The 21,194-nt window shown below is 38.0% G+C and carries 19 protein-coding genes; 8 read left to right on the plus strand and 11 right to left on the minus strand.

The window, feature by feature from the left end:
• Nucleotides 1-93: 93 nt before the first annotated feature.
• The 6 genes from rpsA to cmk all read right to left on the minus strand — a co-directional run bounded on the left by rpsA (nucleotide 94) and on the right by cmk (nucleotide 8,252).
• A complete protein-coding gene (rpsA, locus tag ACTJKC_RS21115) occupies nucleotides 94-2,028 on the minus strand; it encodes a 30S ribosomal protein S1 (RefSeq protein ID WP_010600211.1) in 1,935 nt (644 codons plus the stop codon).
• 609 nt (nucleotides 2,029-2,637) lie between these two features.
• Nucleotides 2,638-3,615, minus strand: coding sequence for an SH3 domain-containing protein (locus tag ACTJKC_RS21120; protein WP_440795053.1), 978 nt, complete (start codon nucleotides 3,613-3,615; stop codon nucleotides 2,638-2,640).
• Nucleotides 3,616-3,801: 186 nt separating this feature from the next.
• Nucleotides 3,802-4,872: a hypothetical protein gene (locus ACTJKC_RS21125; RefSeq protein ID WP_440795055.1), complete on the minus strand. Its 1,071-nt coding sequence runs from the start codon at nucleotides 4,870-4,872 to the stop codon at nucleotides 3,802-3,804.
• A gap of 16 nt (nucleotides 4,873-4,888) precedes the next feature.
• Nucleotides 4,889-6,382, minus strand: a complete 1,494-nt coding sequence (locus ACTJKC_RS21130) for a TPM domain-containing protein (protein WP_440795057.1) — start codon at nucleotides 6,380-6,382, stop codon at nucleotides 4,889-4,891.
• 60 nt (nucleotides 6,383-6,442) lie between these two features.
• Nucleotides 6,443-7,273 (minus strand): 3-keto-disaccharide hydrolase, encoded by an 831-nt coding sequence (locus tag ACTJKC_RS21135; protein ID WP_440795059.1) that lies wholly within the window; start codon nucleotides 7,271-7,273, stop codon nucleotides 6,443-6,445.
• Between the two features lie 298 nt (nucleotides 7,274-7,571).
• Entirely contained in the window at nucleotides 7,572-8,252 is a 681-nt protein-coding gene (gene cmk / locus ACTJKC_RS21140; RefSeq protein ID WP_440795061.1) for a (d)CMP kinase, read from the minus strand.
• Nucleotides 8,253-8,381: 129 nt separating this feature from the next.
• On the opposite strand from cmk, the gene ACTJKC_RS21145 reads away from it, so the two are divergent.
• From ACTJKC_RS21145 to ACTJKC_RS21155, 3 genes are all read left to right on the plus strand, one after another.
• Nucleotides 8,382-8,906: a ferritin gene (locus ACTJKC_RS21145; RefSeq protein ID WP_344850352.1), complete on the plus strand. Its 525-nt coding sequence runs from the start codon at nucleotides 8,382-8,384 to the stop codon at nucleotides 8,904-8,906.
• Nucleotides 8,907-8,940: 34 nt separating this feature from the next.
• On the plus strand, nucleotides 8,941-9,348 hold the full coding sequence (arfB, locus tag ACTJKC_RS21150) for an alternative ribosome rescue aminoacyl-tRNA hydrolase ArfB (RefSeq protein WP_440795064.1): 408 nt from the start codon (nucleotides 8,941-8,943) through the stop codon (nucleotides 9,346-9,348).
• 138 nt (nucleotides 9,349-9,486) lie between these two features.
• A complete protein-coding gene (locus tag ACTJKC_RS21155) occupies nucleotides 9,487-10,518 on the plus strand; it encodes an MAC/perforin domain-containing protein (protein ID WP_440795066.1) in 1,032 nt (343 codons plus the stop codon).
• 65 nt (nucleotides 10,519-10,583) lie between these two features.
• Here the strand turns inward: ACTJKC_RS21155 and ACTJKC_RS21160 are convergent, their stop codons facing one another.
• From ACTJKC_RS21160 to lon, 3 genes are all read right to left on the minus strand, one after another.
• Complete coding sequence (locus ACTJKC_RS21160) at nucleotides 10,584-11,099, minus strand: L,D-transpeptidase family protein (RefSeq protein WP_440795068.1); 516 nt, start codon at nucleotides 11,097-11,099, stop codon at nucleotides 10,584-10,586.
• A gap of 191 nt (nucleotides 11,100-11,290) precedes the next feature.
• On the minus strand, nucleotides 11,291-12,241 hold the full coding sequence (locus ACTJKC_RS21165; RefSeq protein ID WP_440795070.1) for a lipid A deacylase LpxR family protein: 951 nt from the start codon (nucleotides 12,239-12,241) through the stop codon (nucleotides 11,291-11,293).
• Between the two features lie 83 nt (nucleotides 12,242-12,324).
• Nucleotides 12,325-14,796 (minus strand): endopeptidase La, encoded by a 2,472-nt coding sequence (gene lon / locus ACTJKC_RS21170; RefSeq protein WP_440795071.1) that lies wholly within the window; start codon nucleotides 14,794-14,796, stop codon nucleotides 12,325-12,327.
• Between the two features lie 314 nt (nucleotides 14,797-15,110).
• Between lon and ACTJKC_RS21175 the strand changes: the two genes are divergently transcribed.
• Nucleotides 15,111-15,731 carry a tetratricopeptide repeat protein gene (locus ACTJKC_RS21175; protein ID WP_344850358.1) on the plus strand — a complete coding sequence of 207 codons (621 nt, stop codon included), beginning with the start codon at nucleotides 15,111-15,113 and terminating at the stop codon, nucleotides 15,729-15,731.
• A gap of 51 nt (nucleotides 15,732-15,782) precedes the next feature.
• Here the strand turns inward: ACTJKC_RS21175 and ACTJKC_RS21180 are convergent, their stop codons facing one another.
• Together ACTJKC_RS21180 and gpmI are read right to left on the minus strand one after the other, a co-directional pair.
• Nucleotides 15,783-16,313 carry a hypothetical protein gene (locus ACTJKC_RS21180; RefSeq protein ID WP_440795073.1) on the minus strand — a complete coding sequence of 177 codons (531 nt, stop codon included), beginning with the start codon at nucleotides 16,311-16,313 and terminating at the stop codon, nucleotides 15,783-15,785.
• A complete protein-coding gene (gpmI, locus tag ACTJKC_RS21185) occupies nucleotides 16,313-17,836 on the minus strand; it encodes a 2,3-bisphosphoglycerate-independent phosphoglycerate mutase (protein WP_440795075.1) in 1,524 nt (507 codons plus the stop codon). Before gpmI ends, ACTJKC_RS21180 begins: the two co-directional genes overlap by 1 nt.
• Before the next feature lie 206 nt (nucleotides 17,837-18,042).
• Between gpmI and ACTJKC_RS21190 the strand changes: the two genes are divergently transcribed.
• From ACTJKC_RS21190 to ACTJKC_RS21205, 4 genes are all read left to right on the plus strand, one after another.
• Nucleotides 18,043-18,408 (plus strand): DUF4783 domain-containing protein, encoded by a 366-nt coding sequence (locus ACTJKC_RS21190; RefSeq protein WP_440795077.1) that lies wholly within the window; start codon nucleotides 18,043-18,045, stop codon nucleotides 18,406-18,408.
• 65 nt (nucleotides 18,409-18,473) lie between these two features.
• Nucleotides 18,474-19,316: a carboxylating nicotinate-nucleotide diphosphorylase gene (gene nadC / locus ACTJKC_RS21195; protein ID WP_440795079.1), complete on the plus strand. Its 843-nt coding sequence runs from the start codon at nucleotides 18,474-18,476 to the stop codon at nucleotides 19,314-19,316.
• Between the two features lie 49 nt (nucleotides 19,317-19,365).
• Nucleotides 19,366-20,013: a glycerol-3-phosphate 1-O-acyltransferase PlsY gene (gene plsY / locus ACTJKC_RS21200; RefSeq protein WP_025143663.1), complete on the plus strand. Its 648-nt coding sequence runs from the start codon at nucleotides 19,366-19,368 to the stop codon at nucleotides 20,011-20,013.
• A 96-nt stretch (nucleotides 20,014-20,109) separates the two neighbouring features.
• A complete protein-coding gene (locus ACTJKC_RS21205; protein WP_055906438.1) occupies nucleotides 20,110-20,916 on the plus strand; it encodes a M48 family metallopeptidase in 807 nt (268 codons plus the stop codon).
• Nucleotides 20,917-21,194: the final 278 nt, after the last annotated feature.

Here is a 21,194-nt window from a genome sequence, read left to right on the forward strand (position 1 = left end):
CCATCAAAGAAATCCATGTTTCCGTGGCAAAAAAAAGCAAAAAAAATCCCGATAACTTTCGCTATCGGGATTAAATTATTCAGTTAAAAAGAACTAGCCTTTTTTAGCTTTGCTTTCTTCGCCTTCTAATTGCGATTTCAATTGAGCCAATACGTCTAAATCTCCTAAAGTAGATTTCTCTACAGAATCTTTAACTTTTTTAACCGCAGTTACAGCAGCTTTAGCTTCTTTTTTCTTAGCATTTCTTTCTTCTGCTACAGCTTCAGCTTTAACCTCTTCCCAGATACGGGCGTGAGATACTACGATACGTTTTGCTTCTTTGTTAAATTCAATGATTTTGAAGTCATTGGTTTCTTCAGCTTTAACCGAAGTACCATCTTCTTTAACCATGTGTTTAGTTGGTACGAAACCTTCTACACCATATGGTAAAGCAATAACAGCACCTTTATCAGTTACTTTAACAACTGTACCCTGGTGAACCGAATCTAAAGTGAAGATCGTTTCGAAAGTATCCCAAGGGTTTTCTTCCAATTGTTTGTGACCTAAGCTTAATTTACGGTTATCAACATCAAGTTCTAAAACAACAACGTCTAATACATCACCAACTTTAGTGAATTCGTTAGGGTGGTTAACTTTTTTAGACCAAGATAAGTCAGAGATGTGGATTAATCCATCGATACCTTCTTCGATTTCAACGAAAACGCCGAAGTTAGTCATGTTTTTAACAGTTGCTTTGTGCTTGCTTCCAACAGGGAATTTAGCAGCAACTTCTTGCCATGGATCGTTAGATAATTGTTTAATACCTAAGCTCATTTTGCGCTCGTCTCTGTCTAAAGTTAAAACTTCAGCTTCGATCTCATCACCAACTTTTAAGAATTCCTGTGGATTTCTTAAGTTTTGTGACCAGCTCATTTCAGAAACGTGGATTAAACCTTCAACTCCCGGGATGATTTCTAAGAAAGCACCGTAATCTGCAACAGTTACGATTTTTCCTTTTACTTTAGAACCAACCTGAATGTCGGTGCTTAAGTTCTCCCAAGGGTGTGGAGTTAATTGTTTTAAGCCTAAAGCGATACGTTTTTTCTCATCATCGAAATCTAAAACAACCACGTTGATTTTTTCATCTAATGATAATACTTCTTTCGGATGCTCTATGCGGCCCCATGAAATATCAGTAATGTGAAGTAAACCGTCAACACCACCTAAATCGATGAACACACCGAAATCAGTAATGTTTTTAACAGTACCTTCAAGTACCTGACCTTTTTCTAATTTAGAAACGATCTCTACTTTTTGGCTTTCTAAATCGTCTTCAATTAACACTTTATGAGAAACTACAACGTTTTTAAACTCATGGTTAATTTTAACAACTTTAAATTCCATTGTTTTACCCACGTACACATCGTAATCGCGGATAGGTTTAATATCAATTTGAGATCCTGGTAAGAAAGCCTCAACGCCCATGATATCAACAATTAAACCACCTTTAGTACGGCTCTTAACGAAACCGTTGATGATTCTATCATTTTCAAGAGCCTCGTTAATCGCTTCCCATGATCTTTGGGTTTTTGCTCTTTTGCGGGAAAGGATCAATTGACCGTTAGCATCTTCTGGTGCTTCAACGAAAACGTCAACTGAATCGCCGATTTTTAGATCCGGTGTATCACGGAATTCTGAAGTAGAAACTAAACCGTCTGATTTGAAACCTACGTTTAATACTACATCTTTGTTGTTGATTGAAACAACAATACCGCTGATGATCTCACCTTTAGTGATCTGGTTGAATGTTCCGGCATACATATCTTCAAACTTTTTACGGTCTGCATCATTGTAATTACCGAAAACTTTTTCATCTGCATCCCAGTCGAAATCTTCGGTTGGTGTTGCTAATGATGATTTGATCGATTCGATCGAAACTGAATCAGCTTCTGATTCAATTGTTTCTTTTTCAGTAAGGCGTCCGCCTTCTCCCTGAAGTTCAGCTGTTTTTGCTGCTAATTCTTTTTCTGCTACTTGTTTTTTAGCCATTAATTAATTATCTCCTTTTTCCCCTATTTAGGGACTGCAAAGGTAAAAATATTTTAATTAATAGAAAAGATTTTTTTAATAAATGTTGCTGATTTTTAGCGTTTTATAATTCCCCTCCCATGGAGGGCCTGCTCCGATTCCTTCTGAGAGTGCCTGAAAGGCGGGGTGGTTATTTGATTTTGCCTGTTATGCTTTTAGAATGTGAAAGCATAATATAATGATTTTTAATCTAATGATTTGAAAATGAGCGTGCAGTATTTCTTCTTAAACAGCAGCCCCGCTATCGCTTATAGTCCTCTCCCGATGAAAAAATCGGGATGCGGGCTATTCCGCTCTATCGGGTTTATAAACAAAGGATAGTGTAAAAAAACACCAAACGTTCCTACGGAACGTTACGCAAATAACAAAATGTTATTTGCTACCCAGGAGGCGTCCCGATGGGACGTGCTAGGTTGAAGTTTATCACAATTGTTTATAATTTGTTTGAATGGAAGGCTAGATTTAAAATTCACTGCATTCGTTTATCATTCGTCCCATCGGGACGGATCACGGGTAGAAAAAAATGACAATTTTTTTTTCGTTCCATAGGAACGTTTTGTGATTCTTGGATTATTTTTTCGTAAACGTTCCCCTCGTAAAGCCTTCGCCAATTAAGGTATGGTCATCTCTGATCAGCAACATAATGGTATTTTGCTGATCATACAATTTAATCATATCGCCATCAATTACATACTTAGAGGTAAAAATCGAATCTTTATAGGCATCGGCAACCGTTACCGAATCTTTCGATTTAAAATTGAAGGTTTTGTATTGTATGTCTTCAGTGCTTGCAAAAGTGCCCGAAACTATTTTTTCCTGTATAAAGGTAATGTAACAGAAATAACCAATCACGAGGATTACAATAACCGCAAAACCGATTAAAAATTTATTTCCACTCGCATATTTGATCGAAAAATATAATATGGTAATCAGTATTAAGGCAACAACGGCAAAAAAGATAATGTTGGTATAACTCCTGGTTTCTAAAGGCACCGATGCAGCAACTGTTGCTTTATCTACAGGTTTATTTACTGGAGAAATTCTGACTAAAAACTCTTTACTTACCCAACCTTCGCCATTGGTTACTTTTATTTTATAGAAGCTTGTATTTGATGAATCGATAACAGCAACATTTTCATTTTTAGGCAGGTGTCCAACTATTTTGCTATTCGGATCTGCTTTTTCCCTCACCCTTAAATCGTCGGTTGTGGTACGGTACATATCATTGCTTGTAGCTGCCGGCGTTGTGGTTGGCTGTGCCGTGTTTGGTTGTGTAGTGGCTGGTTTAGTTGCCGAAGCAATTTTTTCCAGGAAATCTTTACTGGCCCAACCTTCGCCGTTTTTTAATTTTACTTTATAAAATTTAGCATCACTAGCATCTAATACAGCTACATTTTCATTTTTCGGGATAAATCCTACGATTTTACTATTGGCATTTTTGGCTTCCCTAACACGTAATTTATCGGCGGTAACACGGTACATATCTTGCGCATTTACGCTGGTAGAAAAGATAATGAAGGCAAAAAAGAGGAATAAGATTCTAGTCATGTTGTTATTTTTGGTAGATGCTTTAACAGAGCGTTAACTGCATAAAAGGCATCAAATTAAGATGCATAACGAGCCATTATTATGCCAAAAATAGAAATTCTTTTAGTAATGGTTCCAGAAGATTGGAAAAGATTTCTTCACAAATTTTATCCGATACCAGATCAGGTACTAAAAAAGGACTGATTATTATTTCCTTTTAATCACATAAAGTCCGTTTCCGCCACGGTCGCCAATGTTTGTTCCGTAAGAAAGGATAATAAAAGCAACATCCGATTTATTTTCAAATGCTTTTGGTACCTGGTATAAATCGAGGTTAATTTGTGGCTCAGCAAATCCAACATCTTTAACCGCAATTTCTTTAAACCTGATCAGTTGATTTTTATGTTTCAATGTTAAATAAGCGTCGCCACCCCAGGTTTGAGGCAGTCCGGAATATGGCGCCCGGCCCTGCAGGTTTTCCTTTTTGAAATACATTAAGTTGACGGGGTTTTTAGAATCTTTCCAGTTATAAGGCTGGTTTTCGATATCGCTACGGTTTTTATAACTCAGCAATGGATATTTTCCGGTAATACTGCTTTTTAAAGCAATAAATCTGTTTCCCTTAAGCGGATACCCCTTAAAATCAAGCTCATTTTCCGAACCCACATCCTGAAAAATCCGCTCATCATTTTTAAGGCTATTCATGGCCATCCAGCCTTTCTCCGTTTTAAAATAAAAAGTTAAAGAATGCCAGTCTTTTGATGGTTTATAAGTTACTGCCGATGCATTTTTGTAATGGGTTTCAAAAATTTCCGCCCAGGCCTTTTCGTCCATTTTAAAATCATGGTTCAAAAAATCAACAAAAGGTTGTTTGTTTTTATTGCCTGATGTACACCAATCGATAAAATAATCTTCGCCAAAAATAACACCTTCATTGTGAAAAGTGTGGATGGCGCTGGTATCATTAACCAGTGAATCTGTCGAATTTCCCTTTGCATCGAGTTTATGGTACACTTCAAAAGCCTGGTTTACATGTGCTGTGGTAACAATAAAACCATTTGTTTTGGTGTCGTAATCTATATTTGCCGGATCGTAGAAAAGATAATCCACCTCAAAATTTTCTGATTGGGCGCCCTCATTTAAATAGGGGTAATGTTTAAGCCGGCTTGGGAATGATAGATTAGACAGTGCTATATGAATAGCCGTAAACTTCGCCAGGTAGATAACGAGCAGAACAAGGAGTATGGCTATTGTAATCAAAATATTTTTTCTGGTCATTTAATTTTAGTTAATACTACCAGCTTCCGCCCGTACCACCTCCGCTGCTGCTGCCACCACCCCAGCTACTGCCTGATGAAGATGAAGAGCTGCTGCTACTGCCCGAAGAAGAGGATGATGAACCGGATTCGACCAGCATGGCCAGCGTAATCCACTTTATAAATTCTGTTTTTTTGCAAAAACTACATTCATTTATCAGCTTCGCTTGCCCATCGTGGCTATAAGTAGCCTCGCGTGTGGTAACACGTTTATTCAGTTTATATGTTCTGAAATAGCATGCAGGGCATTCGGTATAACTGTTGTAGGCTTCGGCTGGCCAAGGCTTAATCAGGTGCTCTTTATGATCGGTACTCTCCCAGATGTCGTAATTATAAGCCTTAACTATTTCTTCTTTACGCTGGCCCCTGGTTAAAAAAGGTTCGCCCTCAATATTGATGTCCCTGTCTACACGCACCATTTCTTTTCCTTTACTATCCAGCACTGGCTTAAAGCGGCTAATGTTTTTAACTTTTTTAAATAAATAGATTATGATGGTGATTAGAACCAGCGGAGAAAAGATGATCAGCCAAAAATTCTTTTTGTTAAAATTACTTACGGAATTAAAGAAGTTTTTATCGTCATTGTACATTTTTCGCAATGCCGAAATGTGAAAAAGGTACCTGCCAAAAAGTGCAAGCGCCAACACAACATATAAAATAACCGGTACATGTTTTAAGCTTATTTTTTCAATTAACTGGAAGCCACCAAAAAAGAAGAAGATAAAGCATGTTACAAAGGTGATCATCATCGCCAATGCACAACCTTTACCAATTTTATCGTATTTACTATTATCTGCTTTTGATGTTTTGATCGTGTTTTTAGCTTGCCGGTTTACAATTTTAAATACTCCCCAGAAAAGCAGGCAGATTACCCCGGTTGGCAGCCAGAAATTTTCTAAATGATTACTGCTATCGTGCTGGGTGAAAAACTGGTTGAGCTCTGATTTATTCCCGGGTTTTAAAATCACCTCTCCAATGGCATTTATGGCATTGGTAATACCAGTTGCAAAATCATTTTCTCTGAAAGCCGGTAAAAGCTGTTGTTCGGCAATGTGCTTTAGCTTTACATCGGGTAAAACACCTTCAGCGCCTGTACCTGTAATAAAGCGGTATTTGCGGCGCTCCTTCGAAATAAATAATAGCAGACCATTATTACTGGTTTTAGAACCTATTCCCCAGGTGTTAAACAATTCATAAGCAAAATCGAAATCTTCCTTGTCATGGTCGAAATCGTTAACCACCACCACTGCCACCTGCACATTGGTTTTTCTTTCGAAATTTGCAATGGTACTGTTAAGGTGCGAAACCGCGTCGATTCCTAAAATGCCATCAGGATCACTAACATAACCTCCGCCATTGTTTTTCGGATCAGGGATATCTTTTACCTGATAGGCTTTTTGTGCAAATGCAATATTGGCAATAAATAGAAAAAATAATAAAGCAAAGCGTTTAAACAGCGGGATGTGGAGCATTCTATAAATTTAAGTGTAAGGCTTTTACATCATCATTTAACAAATGAGTGCCGATATGGTTTACTCTTTTAATATTTTGGCCAGTACTTTATCCAGTTTTGCTTTGTCTTTCATATAAGCTTCTAAATCATACAATTGCACCGTTTTAAATTCTATCGGGTGACTTTCGCTTTGCAAAGAAATATAACCAGATTTTAGCGGTTTGCCGTCTATTTTAACTTTCGGATCAAAGTTGGAAACGTTGCCGCCACCAATTTGAGGTTTGGTATATTCGAGAACAACCTCGCCTTCAATGATGTGTTTTACAACCGAATCGCCCAGCACTAAAAACTCTGCTGTTACCCATTGGTCGCCAGCATAGGTTTTAGATTTAGAATCCAGGCAGTGTGGGGTAAATAATTTACCATTATAATTAATTAAGGTTCCCGGGGTACAAACATTACTGGTATGGCGCTCGTGTTCGCCATCGCCACCCAAAATTTGTCCTTCAATAGAGATGGGAAAATCCTGGTTTTTTAACATCGTTGCCGGATCCTGGCAGTGCAACATGGCGCCGCTGTTCCGGGTTGCCCAGCCTTCGCCACCTTTAGCCTGCTCACCAACAAAACGATAGGTTACTTTTAAAAGATAGGCTGAAAAAGGTTTTTTATAGAAAATATGTCCGTATTGCTGGTCAAATTCCTGGTAACCATCATAACTTACTTTCATTACCCCGTTTTCTACACGGAAAGTATTGGCATAATTTTCTTTATAATCGTGTTTGGCAATTTTGATGTTCCAATCTTTTAAATCTTTCCCGTTAAACAGATTGATCCAGCCTTTTTGGGCATTGGCATTTAAGATAATGAGGGATAGAAATAATACGGTAAGGTAAATTGATTTTAATTTCATAGCAACATTTGGGTTAGGTGCTAAAAATATGAAATTTTTTCTGAAGTCAATGATTCAATAGGTGGATAGTTTATGGTTGATAGCCGGGGCGATCCTAACTAAAATAAACAACTGATTCTTCCCTCTGCATGTCACCCTGAGCGGAGTCGAAGGGTTGGTAGTTAAGTCTGGTGGCCCATAGCTCAGGTTTCAGTTCACCAGTTTAAACAATTAACCAGTTAACCCAATAAACCAATGACCAATAAACGAATGACCAATAAATGAATGACTAATGACAAGTGAACTAATGAAACATCCGCTAGTGAACCAAAAAAGGATTTACCTTCTCCAACGCAAAGGCCAGTTGTTCTTCTTGTGTCAGGTCGGTATTGTCTAAAATAATGGCATCATCGGCCCTCACCAGCGGACTTTCTTTACGGGTAGTATCGGCATAATCACGGTGTGCCAGATTTTCGAAAACCTCTTCCAGTGTCGTTTCGTTGTTACCTTTACTTTCCAGTTCCTTAAACCTGCGTTCGGCCCTGATTTTTGGATCAGCCGTCATAAAGAATTTTACCGGTGCATCAGGAAAAACGGTGGTGCCAATATCGCGGCCATCCATTACGATGTTTTTCGATTTACCCATGCGTTGCTGCTGTTTCACCATTTCATGCCGCACAATTTTATGCGCCGAAACTTCGCTTACATTTTCAGAAACGGGCATCAAACGGATCTCGTCAGAAACTTCTTCGCCATTAAGGGTTATGTGCGATTCGTAATCGCGGGAGTGGAAATTCAGTTCGATATGCTGTAGCGCGTCAACAACTTTAGCATCATCAGCTACATCAATATTATTCCTTAAAAAATATAACGTAACGGCACGGTACATCGCTCCGCTATCTACATAAATGAAACCTAATTTTTTAGCCAGCGCTTTTGCTAACGTACTTTTTCCGCAAGATGAATAGCCATCTATTGCTATTACCAGGTTTTTCTTCATCGTAGCGCAAAGGTAAAAAATAGAAAGAGAATGCTGAATTTTTTGAGGATATAAAGATAGATTCTAAACAAGCTCATGCTAAAACATTGATTTGCTGATTGTGTTTATAGTAAAATTAAATACACTATTATGTTGTTATCTGAAAAAATGCTGGCGGCCCTGAATAACCAGGTTAAGCTGGAAGCCGAATCATCGCAAGTATATTTGGGGATTGCCTCGTGGTTAGAAACTCAACCAGGCCTGGAAGGATATACCGAGTTTTTCTACCGCCAAAGCGACGAAGAACGTCACCACATGTTAAAGTTGATCCACTACATTAACGACCGCGACGGACATGCCATTATAACCGCCCTGGATATGCCAAAAAATACATTCGGACAGGTTATAGAGGTTTTCCAGGATTTTCTTGATAACGAATTGCTGGTATCGAAAAGTATTAACGATTTGGTAGAACTATCACTGAATGAAAAAGATTACCTCACTTTTAAATTTTTGCAATGGTATTTAGATGAACAACTGGAAGAAGAAAAAATGGCAAAAACCATGTTAGAAAAATTGCAGTTGGTGGGCAGTGATAGGGGTGGAATTTACCAGTTGGATAAAGATATTGTGGGTTTACGCACTAAGGTAAGCGAAACCAAAGAAGGAGAATAAGCTATTTTTATTCGCAAATTCTTACTTTTGCAGCATGTTGCCTGCAAAAGAAGAAATTTTACGGTCTGTTACTTTCAAAACTTCCAGAAGTGGGGGTAAAGGTGGGCAAAATGTAAATAAAGTTTCGAGTAAGGTAGAGCTTATTTTCAGTATTGATGCTTTTGAATATTTTAGTGAGGAAGAAAAAGCACTTTTGAAAGAAAAACTTCAGCGTCGTTTGGATGCTGAAGGACTTTTGCACATCGTGTCGCAGGAAGATAGAAGTCAGCTGCTTAACAAAGAGAAAACCATTGTAAAACTGATCGATTTGTTAAAACGATCGCTTATTGTACAAAAAAAGAGAAAACCGACTAAAATTCCCAAAGCGGTTATCGAAAAAAGATTAAAAAATAAAGCCTCTACCTCCGAAAAGAAGAAAAACAGGAAAATGACTGGTTTTTAATGGCTTAAATTTAATTTTCTACTATTTATTTAGTTATTCTCATTTGTGTTTTGAGAAAGCTTATCAAAGTTTAAAATTTGTGCGTGTCAATGGCATAAAAATTGACGGTGCTGGCACACACACAAATAATTAAACCAAATGAAAAAAACTATTTTAGCGCTGGCCCTCATGGCCACACTTGCTGCCTGCAAGAAAAACTCAGAAGAAATTCCAAATCAGGTTCCTGAAGAAAAATTATCGCCTGATATTGCTTTTACTGTTAAAGGAGCAACACAAGAAACACAGCCTTTGTACCGGCCATCCGTAAAATATAGTTTTTTAGGCAATGGATATGATGTTACGGATAAATTCAATGATGCTGTTTCTGTAAGAGCTGGTGTAGTCGACATTCCTGCTTATGATGTCAGCGGTAAATACAGGGTTAACCTAGCGGGGGGAACAGAAAGTTCGTGGACCACCATTCAGAGTGAAAGTGCAGTAGATCTGGCAACAAAACTTTCTAATTCATACGATGCAACCAAGGGCTTAAAGCTTTTTGGAAACACGATCGATAAATTTCCTGGCACTGATATTACGGATAAAAAATATGTCTACGGGTATTATTCTTACTATATGATATGGAAGAGATATAATTTTGATGAACAATTGCGTGTGAATAATTATTTAACAGCTGATTTTAAAAGGGATATTACTTTATTAAGCACGCAGGAACTTATTAATAAATATGGAACACATGTGCTGGCGGAAATAAAAATAGGCTCTAAATTCGATGTTGTTTATCAGGCAGAAGCGCCTCAGAATGGAAGAAGGGGGAATATTATTATGGAAGGATTGCGTTATACACTAAAAAGAACATTTGGTTTGCCTACCGGCTATCTGGACGATCCTAACCTCCGCGATTTAAATGATAATAGTTCAGCTCAGATTTATTATAGTTCAACCGGTGGCGATATCAGTAAACTAAAAACCGAAACGATAAATAGCAGGTTAATTTTGAACATTAACAATTGGGTAGCTTCCACAACTGAAGATAAAGCGACTTTTATAGGCGCTACCGATGATGGTTTGATTCCGCTATATAACTTTATTGATGATGCAGTTAAAAAAGCTGAAGTGAAAGCTTACCTCGATCAGTATTATGCGTCCAAAACAGTAAAACTTAAAAATTAGTAAAAATAAAAGGGCGATTTAATCGCCCTTTTTATAATTTCTACTTCTCAAATTCAAAATAGAATTTAAGGCCTGATCTCAATTTTGGTTCCAATTTTTACAGCAGTAAACAATTCATCTATTTCTGTATTGGTTAAAGCCATACAGCCGTTGGTCCAGTCGAAAAGCCTTTGAAATTTACCAATAAAACCTATATGGTTTCTGATTCCATGTACTTTAATGTCGCCACCCGGATCCTTGCCAAGTAATTTGGCCGTGGCTATATCTTTTGCATTCGGATAAGATACCCCCAGGTTTTTATGATAGTCACTGTTCGGATTTTTAGCATTAATGGTATAAATACCTTCAGGCGTTTTTTCGTCGCCTTCAAATACTTTATGTCCGGTAGGATGGTTGCCTAAAGAAATCTCATACGTTTTGATTAGTTTTTGCTTTGAATAAGCCAGCAACCTCCGGTTGGATTTTTTGACAACGATATAATCAATTTCGATATTACCAGGAAGTTTTTTTTCAGGATACAGATTGTAAATAGCTGCAGCAGCAATAACGAGTAAAATGGCAAAAACAATTACTTTTTTCATACAGTAAATTTATTTTTTCATTTCATTAGACCTTTACCAGTTAACAGCTGCCAGTTTTCAGTTGCCAGTGATCACTCCAATTAACCGATTTAAACAGTTAAGCAATTAACCTTTACCAGTTCACAGTTCGCAGTTTTCAGTTACGAGTTATTCCTCAATTAACCGATTAACCGGTTCAACCAGTTAACCAATTAACTCTTCCCAAACCTGTAATACAAGCTCAATCCACCGTAATTCTGTGCTTTGGCAACACTTTTTACCTCTTTTGTTTTAAAAATCACGTTAAAATCAGCAGTAAATCTTCTCGAACTATAATTTACACCAAATTGTTGCTCAAAAACAATCGGTTTTACCCCAAACGTAACCGGACTATTGTTGTTAAACAAACTTCCCTGTATCGTAGCATCATAAGCTACAAAATTAAGCTGTGGTTTTACATAAAAGAAAAATTCCGAATTGTTCAGGCTTTTAGTTTTCGAATTCCCGATTACTGCATTATGGTAAGCACTGTTAAACAATTGATTTAATTTGCCAATCCTAACAAGTGCAGCCGCACCCAAACCAGAAAAAGTGGTGCCTAAATTGGCATAACCCTGTCCGCTGATATCAAAAACAGGATCTTCGGGCCTAAAAAGTAATTTGCTATAATTTGCTGCGAAATTTACAGCCAGTTCGTTTTTAATCTGATAGTCCCAGCCTGCCGGAGTGTAGAAACCAACGGTTTTATGTAGAAAACGTTGCGCATCCTGGGCAAGCGAGTTAGGGCCAACCGTACCCACCTCTACACTGGTTTTTAACACACTTTCATTTTTATAGAAAACAGAATAGGCGCCGCCAGCATACAAATATCCCGCAAAAGGCCTGTCCTGGTCTTCTTTGTTGGGTACCTGCCCCCAATACGGGGTGTACATTTTCTGTCCGGCAGAAATTTCGAAAGTCTTTTTTTCTATTTTATCAGAAAGCTTTTCGGTATTTAGTGCCCTGCGATAATAAATAAATAAGCCATTGGTGTAGTAACGGTCGTTTAAAGTAGCCAGATAAGCATCGTTTTCAGTTTTAAAACCAAATTCGTTTTTAAAAGATTGAGCAAAACCGGTTGAAACAACCAGACAAAAAACTATGGCGGATAAAATTGATTTCATAAAAAAAGTCCCGATGATTACCGGGACTATAAAAGTATTTATTGTAATTGGATTTTTGACTGTTAATCAAAAAGATTTACCAATTAGTTTACAATCGGTGCAATTTTAATGCTCAAATCCAAAGGTTTTTTAACCTTGTTTTTAGTTAATGCCAGTTCAATTACCTCGCTCATTTCGGTTACATAGTGGAATGTTAAATCTTTAATGTAACTTTCTTTGATCTCTAAAATATCTTTACGGTTGCTTTTGCAAAGGATAATTTCTTTGATATTTGCCCTTTTTGCAGCAAGTATTTTTTCTTTTATCCCACCAACCGGAAGTACTTTTCCACGCAGTGTAATCTCACCTGTCATGGCTAAATGTTGCTTTACTTTACGCTGTGTAAATGCCGAAGTTAAAGCCGTTAGCATGGTTACACCTGCCGATGGGCCATCTTTTGGCGTAGCACCTGCCGGAACGTGAACGTGAACATCCCAGTTATCAAATAAAGTATAATCGATGCCAAATTCTGCAGCATGGGCGCGTAAATAAGCCAGAGCAATTACTGCTGATTCTTTCATTACATCACCCAGGTTACCAGTTAAGGTCAGTTTTCCTTTTCCAGGACTTAAGCTCGACTCGATGAATAAAATATCGCCACCCACGCTTGTCCAGGCTAAACCGGTTACCACGCCGGCAACTTCATTGCCTTCGTACAAATCTTTATCGAAAATCGGTGCACCTAAAATACGCTCAACATCATCATTGGTTAAGTTAGCTTCATAGGTTTCTTCCATGGCAATTTTTGTGGCTACACCACGCACAAGCGAACCTATTTTTTTCTCTAAACCACGAACACCCGATTCTCTTGTGTAATCTTCGATCACTTTCTCAATCAACGCAGGTTTAAGGCTGATATCCTTCGTCTGCAAACCATGATTTTCTTTCTGTTTTGGCAACAGGTATTTTTTGGCAATCTCTATTTTTTCTTCAATGGTATATCCGTTTACTTCAATAATTTCCATACGATCTAACAAAGCAGGTTGTATGGTACTTAAAGAATTTGCGGTGGCTATAAACAGGATATTCGATAAATCGTAATCCACCTCTACATAATGATCGTAAAAAGCATTATTCTGTTCAGGATCCAAAACCTCCAGCAAAGCTGATGACGGATCGCCACGATGATCGGTACCTACTTTATCAATCTCATCTAAAACGAAAACAGGGTTATCTGCGCCAGCTTTTTTGATGGAAGAAATAATACGGCCAGGCATTGCACCAATATAGGTTTTACGGTGACCACGGATTTCGGCTTCATCGCGGATACCACCCAAAGCCATCCGCACATATTTACGGCCTAAAGCTTTGGCAATTGATTTACCCAAAGATGTTTTACCCACTCCCGGAGGGCCAACCAGGCATAAAATCGGCGCTTTCATATTACGCTTTAGTTTCAGAACGGCCAGGTACTCGATAATACGCTGCTTTACTTTTTCTAAACCAAAGTGATCCTTATCTAAGATGCGCTGTGCTCTTTTCAGGTCGAAATTATCCTTTGTAAACTCACTCCAGGGTAAATCTAGCAGCAGTTCAAGGTAATTTAACTGTACCGAATAATCGGGAGCAGCAGGATTCATCCTGCCTAATTTATCTAATTCCTTATCAAAATGGTCGGCAACGGTCTGTGCCCATTTTTTCTTTTTGGCTTTTTCCTGTAAAGCATCAAACTCTAAATCAGCAGAATTGCCACCCAATTCTTCCTGAATGGTTTTTAACTGCTGATTTAAGAAATAATCACGTTGTTGCTTGTCCAGATCGGTACGCACTTTAGACTGGATCTGGTTTCTCAGTTCCAGCATCTGCAGTTCTACCATTAAAAGCTCCATTACCTTTTGTGCCCTTTCCTGCAATTTATCCATTTCGAGGATTTTTTGCTTATCGGCCATTTCGGCATTCATGTTTGACGAAATAAAATTGATCAAAAATGAATTGCTCTCTATATTTTTAAGCGCGATGCTGGCCTCGCTCGGGATATTCGGAGAAAGCTGGATAATCTGTGCAGACATCTCGCGGATAGAGGCGATCAATGTTTTGAACTCTTTATCTGCTTTATGTTTCTGCTCTTCAAACTTTTTAACAACGGCTTTAATATAAGGCTCGTTCTGTACTTCTTCTATCAGGCTGAAACGTTGTTTACCCTGTATAATTACAGTGGTATTTCCGTCAGGCATCTGCAACAGTTTAATGATGTTTGCAACGGTACCAACGGTGTTAAGTTGCTCAAAGGTAGGGTCTTCTATCGAAACATCCTTTTGAGATACCACTCCGATAATTTTATTTCCCTTATAGGCTTCCTTAATTAATTTAATTGATTTATCCCGGCCAACCGTAATGGGAATCACTACACCCGGAAATAAAACGGTGTTTCGCAAAGGCAATATGGCCAATGTATCAGGGGTTTCCTCATTGTTCATTTCCTCTTCGTCCTGCTGAGACATTAAAGGGAAAAACTCGGTATCTTCGTTGATGATTGGCATTGCTGACTGGAAATCAAATATATCTTGTTTACTCATTATCACATTTTCCGCTAACGACAAACTGGCAGTTTAATCGTATTCACTTTGTTTAATTTTTGTATTAAGTTAATAAATTCAACTCTTGTGCCAAAGTGAAAATAGTATTAATCTTATGTTAAAAAGGCAGAGTAACATAAATATTTCCATCAATATCATATAAAGCCGATTTTAGCGTTAAAGCTAATGTTTGGCGCATTTGGTTTTGAATGAAAGAAAATTAAAACTTTTAAATTATCAGAATAGAATTATATTGCGAAAAAATTCTCCTATAATTTAATAGGCGTTTGATTTGTTAAACTTATTACTCATACATGAACTATTTTAAAAAGGCGATTTTAGGACTTATTATTTTTTCATCTACCGCTAGTTTTGCACAGAGCAATTACGAAAGGAGTATGCAGGCAATGATGAAAGGGGACTATAAAACCGCTGCTGCGCAACTGGAAAAAGCCGATCTTAAAACTCCTGATAATGCACAGGTTTTACAGATGCTTGGATATTCATATTTTCAGAACCGCGAATATGAGAAATGTATTGCCACTTACAGCCGTTTGTTAACCGTTAAACCAACAGAGGTTTCGGCTTATTATTATCGCGGAATTGCCCGGTTAAAAATTGCCAACGATCCTAAAGAATCGTTAAATACCATGCGCGAAAACTTTTATCTGGCATCTCTCAAAGATTTTACAAAAGCCATAGAGATTAATGGCGATGAAGATGCACAGATGTTTCAGAACCGTGGCTTAGCCTATAAGGATTATGCAATTTTTAAATCGTTTAAAGCCAAGAAAAAAGAAGAGAAAACAGCTTGCGTGGCATTATTCAATAATTCAATTGCCGATTTCCAAAAAGTATTGACTTTGCAGCCGTTAAGAAAAGATATTATTGATTGGGTTACTTATGATAAAGCGCAGATTGCGAGCTTGAAATAATAACCGGCCAACAAAAGAAAAAGGGATCTGAACATATTCAAATCCCTTTTTTTATTTCAATTTTCCAATAATTGAATATTTCTTTTCATTTAAAAACCTTATTTTCTGCTGTTTTTTGATGGCATACAAACTATCAGGATAATATGTTAAAGTATCCTGCGATTGATAAAGGATGTTTTTATTATCAATAATAATCTCCACCTTTTCCACTTGCTGATTTTTCTCTGTTACAGAAATTTTCTTAATCGGAATTTTTTTACTGTCAGAGGTGTAAACATCAGTTCCGTTCTGTTTAACCGTTTTAAAACTTCCCTTCCATGAAGTTTTATTGATATCGGCATTAACAAAAATGGCCAATTCTTTAGTCCAGTCGTTAATCTTTGATTTTTTGTTTTCTGAAGTTCCGTTTATGCTTACAGTTTTGTCCACATCAGGGTTTAACTGCTGCATGCGCGAAATTTCTTTCCCGAAATAGCCTTTTACATCGAAATATGTCAGATCAGTATTTGCTTCAGCTTTTTTTCGCTGATTACAGGAAAACAAGGCTAAAGCAAATACCAGGATATACAGTTTTTTAGTCATTATACTAAAACGTTTCCTGTCATTTCTGTTGGAATGGCAACACCTAATATTTTTAAAATAGTAGGAGCAATGTCGCCCAATTTACCATCAGCAATGGTTTTGTAATCGTTATCAATTAAAATACAAGGAACCAGGTTAGTGGTGTGCGCAGTATTGGCAGAACCATCACCATTTACCATAAACTCTGAGTTTCCGTGATCGGCCAGAAGAATAAACGAATAACCGTGTTCTAAACCTTTTTTTACCACTTCTTCAGCGCATTTATCAGCAGTTTCAACAGCTTTAATTACCGCTTCAAAAACACCGGTATGGCCAACCATATCCGGATTGGCAAAGTTTAAACAGATAAAATCGGCCCAGCCGGTTTCCATTTCTTTGGTAATGGCTTCGGTAATGCCAGCAGCACTCATTTCAGGCTGAAGATCGTAAGTAGCTACTTTTGGCGAAGGGATTAAAAGACGTTTTTCGTTAGCAAATTCGGTTTCCCTACCGCCAGAGAAAAAGAAGGTTACATGTGGATATTTTTCAGTTTCGGCAATGCGGATCTGATTTTTGTTGTTGTTGGCCAATACTTCACCAATGGTTTGGGTTAAATCATCTTTGGTGAAGATTACATTTACCTTTTCAAAACTCTCGTCATAGGTAGTCATGGTAACGTAGTACAAAGGCAGTTTGTGCATTTGCTGCTCAGGGAAATCTTTCTGTGTTAGGGCAGTGGTAATTTCACGGCCTCTATCCGTACGGAAATTGAAACAGATTACCACGTCATCATTCTGGATGGTAGCAACGGGAGCGCCATTATCCTGTGTTAATACAACCGGTTTTAAAAATTCATCAGTTATACCTTCAGCATACGATTTTTTGATCGCAGCCAAAGCATCCTGGGTTTTTTCGCCAACACCATTTACCATCACATCATAAGCTTGCTTTACGCGCTCCCAACGGTTATCGCGGTCCATTGCATAGTAACGGCCAACCATGGTCGCTAATTTAGCACTGGTATTTTGAATATGATTTTGAAGATCGGTAATAAAGCCTAATCCCGAATTTGGATCGGTATCGCGGCCATCTAAAAATGCGTGCACATAAGTATTGGGTACATTTGCTTCGTTAGCTGCATCGCATAAAGCTTTTAAATGTTCAATGTGGGCATGCACACCACCGTTTGAAACCAGCCCTATAAAATGGACAGCTTTATTGTTTTGTTTAGCATAATCGAATGCGCCCAGTAAAATGGGGTTGTGGTGCAATTCTCTGTCGGTAATCGATTTGTTAATTCTGCCAAGTTCCTGGTAAACCACACGGCCGGCACCTAAGTTCATATGTCCAACTTCTGAGTTTCCCATTTGTCCTGCTGGCAAACCTACTGCCTCACCAGATGCTTCGAGTTTAGAATTTGGGTATTTTTGTAATAACGAATCGAAAAAAGGAGTGTTGGCAGCATAAGCAGCATCAGAATTGTCTTGTTTTCCGTAGCCCCAACCATCAAGGATTATCAGCGCGAGTTTTTTATCGTTTACCATCTTTATTGTAAAATTTATTGATACCTGTTAAAACATTTTCATGCATAACATGTTTTAGTGTTTTGTTTATATGGCAAATATAACTTTATTGATGCTTATACAAATTAAGAAATCCTTTTTTTGATATGCTAATGGCATAATTTTAGCTGTAGGGTTCTGTATAAAATACAGAAATGATCCGGAGCTTATTTTTATTCATTATTAGTTTGTCATCGTTATACAGTTCTACAGCCTTCCAGGCTGATATTATTGATGATTTATCCTCGTATTTTAAAGCTGGCAACGCTAAAGAGATTGCCAAAAGTTTTGCGTCTACGATCGAACTGATCATAGTTGATGAAGAAGATGTCTACTCAAAAGCACAAGGTGAACAAATTTTGAGAGATTTTTTTGTGAAACACCCCCCGGTTAAAACCAGTATTTTTCATAAAATTAATACCAATCCAAATTATCGTTTCGGCGTAATTATCCTTAGCACCGCTAAAGAAACTTTTAGGGTTTCCATTACGATGAAAAAATTTAACACCAGTTTTTCGATCACCGAATTAAGAATTGAACCCGTTAAGGATTAAGCTAAATCGGAATTCGGAAAAGTTTTGCCAAATAATTCTTATTTTTGCGGCATAAAGCCTACGTTTTGGATATTCAACTTATACATCAATTTATAAAAAATGCCCTTACCGAGGATGTTGGTGATGGCGATCATACTTCACTTTCAACCATTCCTTCCGGTACACAGGGAAAAGCAAAACTCATTATCAAAGAAGAGGGTATTTTGGCCGGAATCGAATTGGCTATTGAGATTTTTAAGGAAGTTGATGCTGATCTGAAAGTTGATGTACTATTGAAGGATGGCGCCGCAGTAAAAGTTGGCGATATTGCTTTAACCGTTTCGGGAAGCACACATTCTATTTTAATTGCAGAGCGTTTGGTTTTAAACTGCATGCAACGCATGAGCGGTATTGCAACAAAAACCCATCGCATTGTTTCGCTGCTGGAATCAACTAAAACCAAAATTTTAGATACCCGCAAAACCACACCCGGACTTCGTTATTTAGAAAAATGGGCCGTGCGAATTGGTGGCGGCGTAAACCACCGCATCGGTTTATATGATATGATCCTGATTAAAGATAATCATGTAGATTATGCCGGAGGAATTGCGAATGCCATTACAGCTGCGCAAAAATATCTTGCCGATAAAAATAAAAACCTGCAGATAGAAGTCGAAGTGAGGAATTTAGAAGAGCTGAAACAGGTTTTAACCATTGGTGGTGTAGACCGCATTATGCTTGATAATTTTAGCTTTGAAAACCTGAGGGCAGCAGTTGCCTTAATCGACGGTAAATTTATCACAGAAGCTTCCGGAGGGATAACCGAAGAGAATGTTGCAGAATATGCAGCTTGTGGCGTCGATTTTATCTCAATGGGTGCACTAACACACTCCGTGAAAAGCCTGGATATGAGTTTAAAAGCATACTAAAGTGATTTGCTATAAAATTAAAAGCTTATTTTTTGTATCATTGTAGGCTATGGTTACGGTTTATTCTCTCAGCGCGCTATTAATTGCTTACCTTTTTGGATCTATACCAACAGCTGTATGGCTTGGTCAGGCCTTTTATGGGGTTGATGTAAGGGAGTATGGAAGTGGCAATGCTGGTGCAACCAATACATTCAGGGTGTTGGGCAAGAAAGCCGGAATTGCCGTAATGATTATTGATATTGCAAAAGGTTATACCGCAACCAATCTGGCCTATTTAATCGGCATGTCGGTAACCGGACCACAAAATTCAGTTGTTTTTGTTAACTATCAGCTCGCCCTGGGTGTAACCGCGGTAATGGGGCATTTATTCCCTGTTTTTGCCGGCTTTAGGGGAGGAAAAGGAGTGGCTACACTTTTTGGAATGGTTTTGGCAGTAAACTTTGAAGCATCTATGCTTTGCGTTCTGGTTTTCGTGGTGGTGTTGTTATTAACCAAATATGTTTCATTAAGTTCCATCTGTGCAGGCTTTACATTTCCGCTAAGTGTGGTCTTTTTGTTTCAGGTTTCCATCAAATCTGAAGTGCTTTATGGCATGGTGGTTTGTATTTTAATCCTGGTAACCCACCAAAAGAACCTCGAAAGATTGCTGAAAGGCAAAGAATCCAAAGTGTACTTGTTTAGAAAGAAGACTAATTAATTAAACAAAACACATTTGATTAAAACTTATTTACAGGCTTGCTGTTTAATCTTCGGTTTTGCTTACAGGTATTACTAATCATTTAAAATCGCATTTATGAAAAAGTTATTTTTAACAGCAAGTGTTGCTGGTATTTTATTATTTAACTCATGTTCTACAGTTCCTTTAACAGGCCGTAGTCGATTTGATTTAGTTAGTAACGATCAGGTTTTGCCAATGGCATTTCAAGCTTACAGTACTTTCCTGACAGAAAATAAATCAACCGTTTTGCCCGCTTCAAATGCACAGGCATTAAAGGTTAAAACCATCGGCAGCAGGTTAATTACTGCTGTAAAATCTTATATGAACAGCAATAACTACGGTAATTTAATTGCCGATTACCAGTGGGAAGTTAACGTAGTACAAAACAATGAAAAAAATGCATGGTGTATGCCAGGTGGTAAAATTGTTGTTTACACGGGTATTTTGCCGGTAACACAGGATGATGCTGGCTTAGCAACGGTGATGGGCCATGAGATTGCACACGCTATTGCTGGTCACTCAGCTGAACGTATGTCGCAGGAAATGGTTGCTCAGGGTGTTGGTGCAGCTGCAGGTGTTGCTTTGTCTAAAAATCCAAAAACACAATCTATTTTTAATACTTTATATGGCGTTGGTACCCCGGTGGCGATGTTGAAATTCAGTCGTAACCAGGAGCTGGAAGCCGATCGTTTGGGATTGATTTTTATGGCCATGGCCGGATATAATCCACAAAGTGCCACTGCTTTCTGGAACAGGATGTCGGCTGCTTCTGCCGGAGCACAAAAACCTGCTGAATTTTTAAGTACACACCCAAGTGATGCTACCCGTATTGCACAGATTCAAAAATATTTGCCCGAAGCACAACAGTATTATAAGAAATAAGTGGAAGCTTGAAGATTAAAGGTATAAAGGTGGAAGGTTTTGCAAAGTGCAGAATATTCCACCTTTTTTTATCGTTTTTCCAAGTTACCGTCATTTCGAGCGGAGTGCAGCGCAGTCGAGAAATCTAATAAGCAGGATATACTGGATAGATCTCTCCCTAAGACTGTTCATTTAGTTATAGCTAAAATTGTTATTTTGATCAGAGCGAGACGCTACGACGAAAAAGAGATAACATAAATGGAAAGATTCTTCACTGCGTTCAGAATGACAAACTATGT

The organism is Pedobacter sp. 22226, assembly GCF_052045455.1.
Classification (GTDB): Bacteria; Bacteroidota; Bacteroidia; order Sphingobacteriales; family Sphingobacteriaceae; genus Pedobacter; species Pedobacter jeongneungensis.